Source organism: Streptomyces colonosanans (assembly GCF_001866645.1).
Lineage (GTDB): Bacteria > Actinomycetota > Actinomycetes > Streptomycetales > Streptomycetaceae > Streptomyces > Streptomyces colonosanans.
The window spans coordinates 68,744-81,246 of record NZ_MLYP01000007.1; the positions used below are offsets into that span (position 1 = coordinate 68,744).

9 protein-coding genes and 1 riboswitch are annotated in these 12,503 nt (G+C 69.7%); of the genes, 3 read left to right on the forward strand and 6 right to left on the reverse strand.

The annotated features are described in order from the left end of the window. Positions 1-4 precede the first annotated feature (4 nt). Both BIV24_RS03295 and BIV24_RS03300 read right to left on the reverse strand, forming a co-directional pair. The gene (locus tag BIV24_RS03295; protein WP_071364687.1) at positions 5-1,228 is read right to left on the reverse strand and encodes a LolA family protein; all 1,224 of its coding nucleotides are present in this window, start codon (positions 1,226-1,228) and stop codon (positions 5-7) included. 382 nt (positions 1,229-1,610) lie between these two features. Beyond that, entirely contained in the window at positions 1,611-2,621 is a 1,011-nt protein-coding gene (locus BIV24_RS03300) for a polyprenyl synthetase family protein (protein WP_071364593.1), read from the reverse strand. A 1,028-nt stretch (positions 2,622-3,649) separates the two neighbouring features. Next, a riboswitch (cyclic di-AMP (ydaO/yuaA leader) is annotated at positions 3,650-3,823 on the forward strand. 4 nt (positions 3,824-3,827) lie between these two features. On the opposite strand from BIV24_RS03300, the gene BIV24_RS03305 reads away from it, so the two are divergent. Then, the gene (locus BIV24_RS03305) at positions 3,828-4,328 is read left to right on the forward strand and encodes a transglycosylase SLT domain-containing protein (RefSeq protein WP_071364594.1); all 501 of its coding nucleotides are present in this window, start codon (positions 3,828-3,830) and stop codon (positions 4,326-4,328) included. Positions 4,329-4,449: 121 nt separating this feature from the next. Here BIV24_RS03305 and BIV24_RS03310 read toward each other — a convergent pair whose 3' ends face one another. The 3 genes from BIV24_RS03310 to BIV24_RS03320 form a co-directional block, all read right to left on the reverse strand. Next, positions 4,450-5,262 carry an HAD family hydrolase gene (locus BIV24_RS03310; RefSeq protein WP_071364595.1) on the reverse strand — a complete coding sequence of 271 codons (813 nt, stop codon included), beginning with the start codon at positions 5,260-5,262 and terminating at the stop codon, positions 4,450-4,452. Positions 5,263-5,552: 290 nt separating this feature from the next. Next, positions 5,553-6,755, reverse strand: a complete 1,203-nt coding sequence (locus BIV24_RS03315) for an FAD-dependent oxidoreductase (RefSeq protein WP_071364596.1) — start codon at positions 6,753-6,755, stop codon at positions 5,553-5,555. Between the two features lie 27 nt (positions 6,756-6,782). Next, entirely contained in the window at positions 6,783-8,081 is a 1,299-nt protein-coding gene (locus BIV24_RS03320) for a carboxylate--amine ligase (RefSeq protein ID WP_245766652.1), read from the reverse strand. A gap of 224 nt (positions 8,082-8,305) precedes the next feature. Here BIV24_RS03320 and fahA point away from each other — a divergent pair, with 224 nt between their 5' ends. Next, positions 8,306-9,532, forward strand: coding sequence for a fumarylacetoacetase (fahA, locus tag BIV24_RS03325; protein WP_071364598.1), 1,227 nt, complete (start codon positions 8,306-8,308; stop codon positions 9,530-9,532). Between the two features lie 94 nt (positions 9,533-9,626). Here fahA and recQ read toward each other — a convergent pair whose 3' ends face one another. Continuing rightward, a complete protein-coding gene (recQ, locus tag BIV24_RS03330) occupies positions 9,627-11,651 on the reverse strand; it encodes a DNA helicase RecQ (protein WP_071364599.1) in 2,025 nt (674 codons plus the stop codon). Positions 11,652-11,849: 198 nt separating this feature from the next. Here recQ and BIV24_RS03335 point away from each other — a divergent pair, with 198 nt between their 5' ends. After that, positions 11,850-12,452 (forward strand): Uma2 family endonuclease, encoded by a 603-nt coding sequence (locus BIV24_RS03335; RefSeq protein WP_071364688.1) that lies wholly within the window; start codon positions 11,850-11,852, stop codon positions 12,450-12,452. The last annotated feature ends 51 nt before the right edge of the window (positions 12,453-12,503 follow it).

The following is a 12,503-nucleotide window of genomic DNA, read 5'->3' on the forward strand; positions in this document are numbered from 1 at the left end:
GGGCCTACTTCCCCGCGTTCGCCGCCTTCACCAGCGCGTCCTTGGTCACCGCGCCCGCGTACACCTTGCCGTCGTCCGTGATCAGGGCGTTGACCAGGCGGGTCGAGAAGACCGTGCCCTTGCCGAACTCGCCGGTGACGCTGTCGCCGAGCGAGTTCAGGAAACCGGACACCGGGCTGCCGTCGGACGACGCGCCCGAGGGCATCTTGCCCTTGCCGCCGGTGTCGAGCACGACGATCGAGTTCCAGCCCTGGCCTATGGTCTTCGGCTGGGCCCCCTCGGGCGCCTTCTTCTCCATGCCCTTGGGCTGCGTCTTGCGCTGCTCGGCCGTCAGATCGTCGCCCTGGGTGACCTTCGTCCCCTTGGGCGGCGTGAAGGTGAAGGTCGACGCGGCCGGCTTGGCGAACGAGACCTTGGTGAAGCCCGCGTCCACGACGGCCGCGCCCCCCGTCGCCGGGGTCAGCGTGAACTTCAGCGGCATCCCGGTCTTCGCGTCCACCGCGATGCTGATCGCGCCGACCGTGGTGCCCGACTGCTTCGGCCTGATGACCAACTTGTACGCATCCCGGCCCGCGACCTGGGCCGTGCCGTCCACCGTGACCGAGGTCGTCTTGTCGGCGGCCTTCAGGGCTTCCTCGGCGAAGTCCTTGGGCGTGGCAGGCACGTCCTCGGGTGTCACCTTGCCGCCCCTGTGCTCGCCCGCGATCGAGTGGAACGCCTCGTTCGACGCACTGTCATACGCCCACACGTCGTTGCCGTTGCGGATGACGCTGTACTCGGCGGCCTTCTCGATGAGCGAGAGCTTCCGCTTGTCCTGGCCGTCGGACGCGACGCGCACGGTGTGGGTGCCGGAAGCCAGTTCGAGCATCTTGGATTTCGGGTCGGCGGCCGAGCCGTCCTTGCCCTTCACTCCCTGGGAGACCGCACCCGAGGCAAGGCTGTTCTCCAGCCCGCCGAGGTTCGGCAGGCCCAGGTCCGTGCTGATCTGCACCGTGCCGGACATCTGCTGGACGTCCGACTTGGCGATCTTCTCGATGAGCTGCTGTGCGCTGATCTTCGGCAGGTCGGGGTCGCCGGATCCCGCGAACGCCGGGGCCAGCCCGATGGTCGCTGCGGCCACTCCCACCACCGCAACCGGGACGACGTACCGCGCGGCCCTGCGCCGCCCGTCGCGTACGTCCTCGACCTCTCCTGCGGGTGTGCTGTCGTCGGATTCGTACGGTGCCATGTGTGCCTTACCTCCGTCGTCGGCGGCGGCCTGTCTTCCGTACATTCGTCCACCCCTGCGCCGCCATTGTCACCCGAACTCCTGTGAGGTGGTGTCACCCATCTGACCAAATCGGCCGGAGAGAAGCGTCAGACCGCGGGCTCAACTCCGCGTAATCCTGGGGTATGACAGCGTGGGGCGGCGCCTCACCCGACCCGTAGGGGTTGTCGGAGGCGGCGCCGTGGCAAACGGGTGACTCGCCGGCCTGCTTCCGCACAAAGACGTAGTCCGCCCGGTACGGAACGCCGACGATCGCACCTGGTGTGCAACCCGGTCGGCGGGAGACCGGTCACGGATGCGTCAGGCGTGCGCGGAGGGGGCGAGTGACACCGGTGGGGCGGCGTCAGCCCGCCCGGTGCACCACCGCGTCGCACAGTTGCATGAGAGACGCCTTCGCATCGCACTCCGGCAGCGGGACCAGGGCCGCCCGGGCGTCCTCCACATAGCGGACGGTGTCGCGGCGGGCCTGCTCCAGCGCCGGGTGGACACGGAGGCGGGTGAGGGCCTCGGCGTGGCGGGCGTCGTCGGTGAGGTCCGAGTCCAGCAGCTCGCGCAGGGCGATGTCCTCGGGCAGCCCCAGGCGCTCCGCGCGCTCACGCAGTCGCAGGACCGGAAGAGTGGGGACGCCCTCCCGCAGATCCGTCCCGGGCGTCTTCCCGGACTCGTGCGAGTCCGAGGCGATGTCCAGCACGTCGTCGGCCAGCTGGAACGCCACGCCCAACCGCTCGCCGTACTGCGTCAGTACATCCACGACCGTCTCGTCGGCGCCCGACATCATGGCGCCGAACCGGCACGCCACCGCCACCAGCGAACCCGTCTTGCCGCCGAGGACGTCGAGGTAGTGCTCCACCGGGTCGCGGCCGTCCCGGGGACCCGCCGTCTCCAGGATCTGGCCCGTGACCAGCCGCTCGAAGGCCTCCGCCTGGATGCGGACCGCCTCCGGGCCGAGGTCGGCCAGGATGTGGGACGCCCTCGCGAACAGGAAGTCACCGGTGAGGACCGCGACCGAGTTGCCCCAGCGGGTGTTCGCGCTGTCCACCCCGCGCCGCACCTCGGCCTCGTCCATCACGTCGTCGTGATACAGCGTCGCCAGATGAGTCAGCTCCACGACCACAGCCGAGGGCACGACCCCGGGCGCGTACGGGTCGCCGAACTGCGCCGCGAGCATGACGAGCAGCGGCCGGAACCGTTTCCCGCCCGCGCGCACGAGGTGCTGTGCGGCCTGCGTGATGAAGGGGACCTCACTCTTGGTGGCGTCGAGCAGCCCTTCCTCGACAGCGGCCAATCCGGCCTGGACATCGGCTTCCAGAGCCGGGCCCCGCACGCTCAGCCCGAACGGCCTGACGACGGTCACGTGGGGTCTCCTGTCTGCTGACGTCTGCTGACGATCGCACGGTCGGTCTCAAGAACGGTCACTGAGTCGATGACGTTGCCCGTCGACGTGACTCATCGAGTTTGTCGATCTGTCGCCGCCATCACTCAACTCAGCGTATCCGGTCACGTTTCGATCACCACGAGCGCCCGCTGCTCCAGGCCGGGCGGTATCGGATCACGAACGGCATGTTCTCGATCGGATAGTACAAATAGGTATTTATCGACACATCTGAAGACCAGCCCTCACGGCCGGAAGCGACCCCGTTCGCCGGGACATCCACCACCCCGACACAGGTCGCCGCAAGGGACGCCGTCGGCGATCGCCACCCGGTAGGACGCGCACGCCGCCACCCCCTTCCCCCACATCCCGCCCGGCGCGACGGCACGCCCGGGCCGCGGGGCCGGCGGTCAGGATCCGAGGGCGCGCGGGCGCACGGAAGGCGCACACCATCGAGCGCTCGAGCCCGCCGACCACCCGCATTCGCCCGGACCGATCGATCCGGTCGCACCACCCGAAGAGAGGGCGGCGCGCCAGGGTGAAGGGGCACTCCAAGATCACCCGCATCGTCACGGACTTCACCGCCCGGCCAGGGCGAGGGCGCCCGCAAGGGCGGCGGGGAAGGCGAGGAGACGGCGCCCCACCGGATCCGCGAGGGGCGGATTCCATACCGGGCGGGCGAGGGGCCGAAGCCCTCATGCAAATCCTCACCGTTGGGATAATTTCGACCACTTTGCCCGAATTTCTGCCCTACGGGGCTTAATTACCATTTGAGATCAAGGCGGCGTGAGTGAAATGGGTCACGCCGGCGTCGGGCCGGGCGACTTCAGGGCGTCCACCAATTCTCCGTTTGCATATGGGAAGTTGAACCTCACCCAACAAAATGGATCATCTTCCCTATTCCTGCACTTCAAGGTCATTTAGGCCGGAGAGTGATTTCCGGTCTTGTTCCGGACATGTGCTTCCGCATACCTTCCCTTCACCCGAGCGGACGCCGAATCCTGCCACCGCTCGAGAACCCATCGACCCCATAACGGCAGGAGCGGGGGACCCAGGTAAGTCGCCGATCCGGACACCGCGCCGGAACGGCTTGGGGTGAAGTCGTGCCCTCTGCACCGAGGACACGACCGGGCACCTCCCCGCCCGAACCCGACAGCTCACCTCGCAGGCGTAGGAGAGGAATACGACATGTCCGCTTTCGCCCTGCCCACTCGCCGTCGGGACCGTGGCTCCAAGGCCACCCGTCTCGCCCGCACCCTCGGTCTCGCAGGAGCCGGCGCAGCCGCTCTCGCCCTCCCGGTCATCGGCGCCACCAGCGCTTTCGCCGCCCCCAGCCCGTCCGTTCAGACGGTGTCCCTGCAGACCCAGGGCACCACCCTCGACAGCTGGATCCGCCAGTCGCTGACGATCATGGCGCAGCACGGCATCCCCGGTTCGTACAACGGCATCTACCGCAATGTGATGCGCGAGTCCTCGGGCAACCCGAAGGCCATCAACCTCTGGGACTCCAACGCCCAAGCCGGCATCCCGTCCAAGGGCCTCCTCCAGGTCATCGACCCGACCTTCCGCACGTACCACGTGCCGGGTACGGCGTTCGACCCCTACGACCCGGTCGCGAACATCACGGCCGCGTGCAACTACGCCGCCGCGCGCTACGGCTCGATCGACAACGTCAACAGCGCCTACTGAGACGGCTGGTGCTCCCACAAGCGCGAGCGCCTGTGGGAGCACTGGGCCGAGATCTGCCACTGAGCACCAGGGCCTGTCATCACATTCCCGTCGTCGCCCGAGGGGAGTGTGACGACAGGCCCTAGCGGTCCCTGAAGAGTCTTTCGAGGACGACGGCGATGCCGTCGTCCTCGTTCGACGTGGTGATCTCGTCCGCGACCGCCTTGAGTTCCGGATGGGCGTTGGCCATGGCGACGCCGTGCGCGGCCCAGCGGAACATCGGGATGTCGTTGGGCATATCGCCGAAGGCGATGGTCGCCGACCGCGACAGGCCCAGGTACTCCGCGGCCAGCGCGAGCCCCGTCGCCTTGGTGACACCGCAGGGCTGGAGTTCGACGGTGCCGGGCCCCGACATGGTGACCGTCGCGAGGGATCCGACCGCCTCGCGCGCCACCGCCGCCAACTCGTCGTCGGACAGGGTGTGATGGCGCAGCAGCACCTTGCTGATGGGCTCGCACCACAGGTCGTCGCGCCGTTCGACCCGCACCGCGGGCAGGGTGGGGTGCGGCATCAGATAGCCGGGTTCGATGAGCGTGAACCCGTCCACCCCGTCCTGGTCGACGGCCGCGTACACCTGCCCGACCTCGGCCTCGATCTTGCCCAGCGCGGTCTCGGCCAACTCCCGGTCCAGGGTGACGGAGAACAGCAGCCGGCTTGCACCGGAGTCGTACACCTGCGCGCCCTGTCCGCACACCGCAAGCCCCGTGCTGCCGAGGTCGTCGAGCAGCGGACGCACCCTCGGTGCCGGGCGCCCCGTCACCACGAGATGCCGCGCGCCGGCCGCCGCGGCCCGCTCCAGCACGGCCCTTGACCGGTCGGAGAGCGTGTCGTCGCCGCGCAGCAGCGTTCCGTCCAGGTCAGTGGCGATGAGGGAGTATGCGAGGGGTGCGGCCATGATCAGAGAATACGGACGGATCCGCCCGGTGACCGGACGACGTCGAGTATCCCGTGCGCACCGTGATGGACGCGCTACGGTAGAGGATTCGACGTTCCCGGTTCGCGCCGCCGCCCCCGCGCCCGTCCCCAACAGCGGCTGTCCGGGCGGACGTTGAACGAAAGCGCGACAGCGCCGCGCTGGGCTCCCCGTCCCGCCGCACCGGATGCGTCACGCGCGGGTCTCCAGCGGGTGACACCCAACGACGCAGGCGGCCGCGCGGAGTTCGCGTGCCTCTGCGCCCTCGGTCCTCAGCCGTGCGCCGCCGCCAGATGCTTCGCCAGTCGCGGGGAGGCGAAGTCCGTGCCGCACACGAAGCGCATCACCGGGCCGTACGAGGCCGCCGCCGGAAGGCCCGTGAAGTAGAGACCGGGGACGGACGACACATAGCCCGCGCCGAGCCTCGGCGCGCCCCGGCTCGCCGCCAGTTCCGTGCGCAGTTCATGGCCCAGGAAGTCCATCGCGGCGATGTCCACGCGGTAGCCGGTCGCGGCGATGAGGTGGTCCGCGGTCAGTTCCTCCATGCGGCCCGCATGGGTCTGGACCGTCAGGGCAAGGCTGCCGTCCGGCGCGGACGCGCGGACGACGCGGGAGACCTCACGCACCCCCACGTTGCCCTCGAACCGGTTCTTCAGCCACCAGGCGCCGAGCGGGCCGAGGACGCGGCGGACCAGGTAGTGGCGGGTCTGGGCGGGCAGGAAACGGTACGGGTGCGGGTAGTAGCTCAGGGCCCACAACGACCAGGCGCGGCCGAACGGCGACTCGGGGCGCAGCCTCGGCTGCCGCCAGGGCGGAGCGCCGAAGGCGACCTGGCCCCGGCCGCGCGAGACCACGCGTACACGTGCACCCGCCTCTGCCGCCAGTGCCGCCGTCTCCAGAGCGGACTGGCCCGCACCGACGACCAGCAGGTCCTTGCCGGAGAACCGGGTCAGGTCGTGGTGCTGGGAGCTGTGGGAAACCGGGCCCGTCGGGGCGGGCCCGTCCGGCGCCGCCCCGGACAGCTCATGCGGGACATGAGCGAGACCCGACAGGCCGGTCGCCACCACCACCGCCCGCGCGGCGAACAACTCCCCCGAGTCCAGCTTCAGTTCGAAGCCACCGCTCTGGCGGCGGTCCACGGAGACGACCCGGACCCGCTCCAGTTCGGGTACCAGCTTCTGCTGGAACCACTCCCCGTACGCGAGGAACGTCTCGATCGGGATGATGTCCTCGTCGGTCACCAGCCGGGGGATGCCCGCCGCGTCGCAGTAGTCGACCAGGGTGTGCCCCCGCTGGGGGGCGTCGATGTTCGAGGCGGCCGGGGTCGACTTGAGGAGCATGCCCTCGGGCATGTGGTCGCGCCAGCTCACCATGGGCTCGCCGAAGACGCGTACCGGGATGCCCCGCGCCCGCAGATGGGCGGCGGTGGACAGGCCGAACGGCCCGGCACCGATGACTGCTACCGGTTGAATCACGAAGTCCCTCCCCAGGACGCGACGTGCCTACTTCGTGGTGGAGTCGGTCGAACCGGGCCGCTTACCCGAACCGGCGCTGCTGCCACGGCGGTTGGTTTGCCACAGCCGATACAGGTGCTTCGTGCCCGGGCGCACGAGACGCGCGAGCATCGTGAAGAACGGCCGCAGGTCGTCACCCGCCAGCCAGGCCAGTTCCGTACCGGTCGCGCGGGCCGGTGCGTGCGGCGTCGTATAACCGCTGCGGTGGTAGGCGATCAGCGCGGGCAGGTCGATGTTCTCCACGATGTACCGGTGGCCGACGCGCTGTTCCCCCTCCGGGACCGCGCGGCCGGTCAGGTCGAGGTGCATGGCGCGGACGACGTCCACCCCCGACTCGTTCTCGAAGAGGCGGAACTGGGCGCCCATACGCGGATTGAAGTCGAGCAGTTTGTACTGGCCGTCACGCCGGTCGAAGCGCAGGTCGAGGTCGATGATGCCGGTGAAGCCGATCTGTTTGATGAAACGCGCGGCGAGGTCCGCGAGTTCCGGGTTGTCGACGACGTACGCGTTCGCCGTCATGCCCGCGTGCGGTGGCCAGGAGCGGACCTTCACACCGGTGAACAGGGCGAGCGGGGTCGAGCTCTGGTCGAAGTACCCGTGCACGATCCAGTCCTCGGCCTCCTCCCGGGGCAGGTACTCCTGAAGGATCACGCCCGGTCGCTCGCCCCAGTCACGGGCGAGCGTGAGGAGCCCCTCGCGTGTGATGATCTTCGTGGTGCCGTTCACGGCGGGTCGTTCACGGCGGACGAAGGCCTCGCGGTTCTTCGCCACCAGCGGGAAGCGGGCCTTCTCGGCGAACCGCACGACGTCGTCGTACGACTGCGGGAAGGACGCCGCCGGGCTCGGGATGCCGTGTTCCACACACAGGTCGTGCAGGCCCTGCTTGCTGGCGAGGAGACGCGGAAGCCCGGCGTCCACTTTCGGGAACAGGAAGGGGCCGCGCAGGACGCCCTGATGCTCGGCGATCAGGACGGCTGCCTCCTCGTCGGTGGGTATGAGGACCGTCGGCCGGCCGATGCGGCGCCCGATGCGCAGCAGGCCCTCCACGAGCCGCTCCGGTTCCTCCGTCCCGGTGGTCGGCCATACGAAGGCGCGCCGCAGATAGCGGGAGAGGGCGGCCGGGGTGTAGCGGTCCTCGGTGATCGCATACATCGGTATGCCCAGCCGGCCCAGGCTGCGGATGGCTCCCACCCCACCGTGGTGCAGCGGGTAGTCGCCGAACTTCACGATGAGTCCCGGCACCTCGCGGTCCCCGTCGAACGGCACACCGCTGGTGCTCCTGGCCACGGGTCCCCCCACGTGTCCCCCCTATGGGCCGGACCCACCCCGTCCGTGTCCCCAAAGGGACGCTAAGCCGGAATTGGACCCTCCGACAAGACCTATTCGGACATTGCGAACCCTTTAGACACTGCCCAAGACAGGCGGCTCACCCGTAACGTGTGGGGCGAGACCACATGGAACGCACCCCATGTACGGCACATCTGGAGTGCACGAAAGCGAGGCAGCATCCCATGCCCCCCTTCGATGTCCCCGAGGGCGACCCCTTTGGCCCGCACAACCTCCCCTACGGCGTGTTCTCGCCGGCCGGCTCCGACAAGCGGACCGTGGGCGTCAGGCTGGGCGACCACGTGCTGGACGCGGGCGCCGCGGCGACGGCGCTCGGCTCCCCCTACGCCTCCCTGCTGGCGCAACCGTCCCTGGGCCCGCTGCTGGCGGCGGGCCGCACCGTCTGGTCGGACGTGCGCCGGGCGCTGACGGCCTGGGTGACGGTGCCCGCGCACCAGGAGACCGTCGAGCCCCTCCTGCGCCCACTCTCCGAGGTGACCCTGCACCTGCCCTTCGAGGTCGCCGACTATGTCGACTTCTACGCCTCCGAGAACCACGCCCGCAATGTCGGGCAGATCTTCCGCCCGGACGCGGCGGACTCCCTGACCCCCAACTGGAAGCACCTGCCGATCGGCTACCACGGCCGGTCGGGGACGGTGGTGGTGTCGGGCACGGACGTCGTGCGACCGCAGGGGCAGCGCAAGGCTCCCACGGACCTGGCGCCGGTCTTCGGCCCCTCCGTCCGCCTGGACATCGAGGCGGAGGTGGGGTTCGTGGTGGGGGTCCCCTCGCAGCACGGCCTGCCGGTGGGGCTGTCCGGGTTCCGGGACCATGTGTTCGGGTTGTGCCTGCTCAACGACTGGTCGGCCCGGGACGTCCAGGCCTGGGAGTACGTGCCGCTCGGACCGTTCCTCGGCAAGTCGTTCGCCACGTCGGTCTCGGCGTGGATCACCCCGCTGGACGCGCTGGAGGAGGCGCGGGTGGCGCCACCGGCGCGCACGCACGCGCTACTGCCGTACCTGGACGACGCGCAGGAGGAACCGGCGGGTTACGACCTGCGCATCTCCGTCGCGATCAACGGCCATGTCGTCTCCGAGCCTCCGTTCTCGACGATGTACTGGACGGCCGCCCAGCAGCTGGCGCACATGACGGTGAACGGGGCGTCGCTGCGGACCGGCGACCTGTACGGCTCGGGCACCGTGAGCGGCCCGGCGGAGCACGAGCGCGGCTCGCTCCTCGAACTGACGTGGAACGGACGGGATCCGCTCGAACTCCCTGACGGCAAGCGGACGTTCCTGGAGGACGGCGACGTGGTGACGCTGACCGCCTGGGCGCCGGGGCCGGACGGGACGAGGGTGGGGCTCGGCGAGGTGACGGGCCGGGTGGTACCGGCGGTCGACACCTCGGTCTGAGGCGCACCGCACGTCTGCCGACGGCACGACCCGTCCGGGAGCGGCGCCCGGTGTGCCGGGCGCCGCGACGGGGCGAACGGTGCCCGCCGGGGCACTAGTCGGCCAGGCCGGCTTCCGGCCAGTCCTCCGGCTCTGGCTCCGGCTCCTGCTCCTGCTCCTGCTCCTGCTCCTGCCAGTCGTCCGGTCCCGGGGCGTCGTCCGGGGCCGGCGCGACGGCCCCGGGTGCACCGCCCAGTGACGCCAGCACCCCGAGCACCCCCTCCCCGTACGTCGCCAGCTTCTTCTCGCCCACTCCGCTGACGCCACCCAGCTCCGCCACCGTCGACGGCCGCACCGTGGCGATCTCCCGGAGCGTGGCGTCGTGGAAGACGACGTACGCGGGCACGCCCTGTTCCCGGGCCTGTTCGGCGCGCCAGGCGCGCAGGGCCTCGAAGGCGGGTGCCAGCTCCGGGGGCAGCTCGGCGGCGGCCGTCTTCGGCTTGCGGTCCGACCGGGCGGTCCCCGACGACGACCGGGACACGGCCGGCTTCTTCGGCTCCCTGCGCAACGGCACCTCGCGATCCCCCCGCAGCACCGCCCCGCTCGCCTCCGTCAGCACCAGCGTCCCGAACTCGCCCTCCACAGCGAGCAGCCCTTGCGCCAGCAACTGCCGGACGACACCCCGCCATTCACCCTCGGTCAGCTCCTCGCCCTTACCGAACACGGACAACTGGTCGTGGTCGAACTGGATGACCTTGGCCGTGCGCCGCCCCAGCAGGATGTCGACGATCTGCACGGAACCGAACTTCTGCCGCCGCTCCCGGTCCAGCCGCCACACCGTGGACAGCACCTTCTGCGACGCGATCGTGCCGTCCCAGGTGTCGGGCGGCACCAGGCACGTGTCGCAGTTTCCGCAGGCTCCGGTCTCGGGATCCTGGCCGAAGTAGGTCAGCAACTGGCCACGGCGGCAGCGCGCCGTCTCGCACAACGCCAGCATCGCGTCCAGGTGCGCCTGGGCCCTGCGGCGGAACGCCTCGTCGCCCTCTCCGGACTGGATCAGCTTGCGCTGCTGTATGACGTCGTTCAGCCCGTACGCCATCCAGGCGGTGGACGGCAGTCCGTCACGGCCCGCACGGCCCGTCTCCTGGTAGTAGCCCTCGACCGACTTCGGCAGGTCCAGGTGGGCGACGAACCGTACGTCCGGCTTGTCGATGCCCATGCCGAACGCAATGGTCGCGACCACGACCAGGCCGTCCTCGCGCAGGAAGCGGGACTGGTGCGCCGCGCGTGTGCCCGCGTCCAGGCCCGCGTGGTACGGCACCGCCTCGACGTCGTTGCGGGTCAGGAACTCCGCGGTCTTCTCCACCGAGTTCCGCGAGAGGCAGTACACGATGCCCGCGTCGCCCGCGTGCTCCTCCCGCAGGAACGACAGCAGCTGTTTCTTGGGGTCGGCCTTCGGCACGATCCGGTACTGGATGTTGGGCCGGTCGAAGCTCGCCACGAAGTGACGGGCGTCCGGCATGTTCAGTCGCCCGGTGATCTCCTGGTGGGTCGTGTGCGTCGCCGTCGCCGTGAGCGCGATCCGGGGGACGTCCGGCCAGCGCTCGCCCAGCAGGGACAGCGCCAGGTAGTCGGGCCGGAAGTCATGGCCCCACTGCGACACGCAGTGCGCCTCGTCGATCGCGAAGACCGAGATCTTGCCGCGCGCGAGCAGGCCGAGGGTGGACTCCAGACGCAGCCGCTCCGGGGCCAGATAGAGCAGGTCCAGCTCACCGGCTAGGAACTCCGCCTCCACCACGCGCCGCTCGTCGAAGTCCTGTGTGGAGTTCACGAACCCGGCGCGCACGCCGAGTGCCCGCAGCGCGTCCACCTGGTCCTGCATCAGTGCGATCAGCGGGGAGATCACCACGCCCGTGCCGGGTCTGACCAGGGCCGGGATCTGGTAGCAGAGCGACTTGCCGCCGCCGGTCGGCATGAGGACGACGGCGTCCCCGCCGGACACCACATGTTCGATGATCGCTTCCTGGTCGCCCCGGAAGGCCTCGTATCCGAAGACCCGGTGCAGCTGGGCCAGCGCCTCGCTCCCGCTCTCCGGCGCCGGCCTCACGCCCGCCTCGGTCATCACACTCGTCCCGTCCATCGCCCGTCCCCCGTGCGTCGTCCCTCGACCACTGCATCCACGATAGGGGCCCGCGCCGACAGCCCCGAAGTTATCCACAGGCCGCCTGCCCCGTGCTGGTCAAGGACACGACACTCGTTCACACGTGCATGGGAGACCTGCCCGATTCCGGTCGATAGTCTGAATGCACCGGCGAGACTCCGTCTTATGGGAGCACTGATGAGCGTCGCACCGAAGGCGTCAGGATCCACGTGGCCGATCCCGCCCGAGGGCGGCTGGACCGCCGACGACCTGGACCGGCTTCCGAATCTGCCTCCACACACGGAACTGATCGACGGGAGCCTGGTCTTCGTGAGTCCGCAGACCATCTTTCACGAACGTGCCATCGACTACTTCAAGTGGCAGCTACAGTCTCTGGCACCTGCGGACCTTGAGGTGTTCCGCGAGTTCACCATCGATCTCGACAGGCAGAACAGGCCCGAGCCGGACGTGGTCGTAGTGCGCGGTCACGTGGTGGAGGACCCGCAGCAAACCCGGTTCCCGGCCGATGCCGTCGTCCTGGCCATCGAAGTCGTCTCGGAGGACTCCGTCTCCCGCGACCGGGAGACCAAGCCCCTGAAGTACGCCAGGGCCAAGATCCCCCACTACTGGCGGATCGAGAACGAGAACGGCCGCGCCGCCGTGCACGCCTTCGAGCTGGAGCCCACCACGGGCACGTACACCAGTGTGGGAATCTTCCGCGAGCGGATGAAGGCGGACGTTCCGTTCCCGATGGACCTGGACCTCACCCAGATCAGGACGCGCCACGCGCCCAAGCAGTAACCCGGTTCCGCACACGCACGGCGGCCCGGCACCCCCCGAGCGGGTGCCGGG

Bases quoted from the DNA above. Each gene is read 5' to 3' on its own strand.
- BIV24_RS03295 (WP_071364687.1), bottom strand. From the start codon at position 1,228: ATGGCACCGTACGAATCCGACGACAGCACACCCGCAGGAGAGGTCGAG.
- BIV24_RS03305 (WP_071364594.1), top strand. From the start codon at position 3,828: ATGTCCGCTTTCGCCCTGCCCACTCGCCGTCGGGACCGTGGCTCCAAG.
- BIV24_RS03310 (WP_071364595.1), bottom strand. From the start codon at position 5,262: ATGGCCGCACCCCTCGCATACTCCCTCATCGCCACTGACCTGGACGGA.
- fahA (WP_071364598.1), top strand. From the start codon at position 8,306: ATGCCCCCCTTCGATGTCCCCGAGGGCGACCCCTTTGGCCCGCACAAC.
- recQ (WP_071364599.1), bottom strand. From the start codon at position 11,651: ATGGACGGGACGAGTGTGATGACCGAGGCGGGCGTGAGGCCGGCGCCG.
- BIV24_RS03335 (WP_071364688.1), top strand. From the start codon at position 11,850: ATGAGCGTCGCACCGAAGGCGTCAGGATCCACGTGGCCGATCCCGCCC.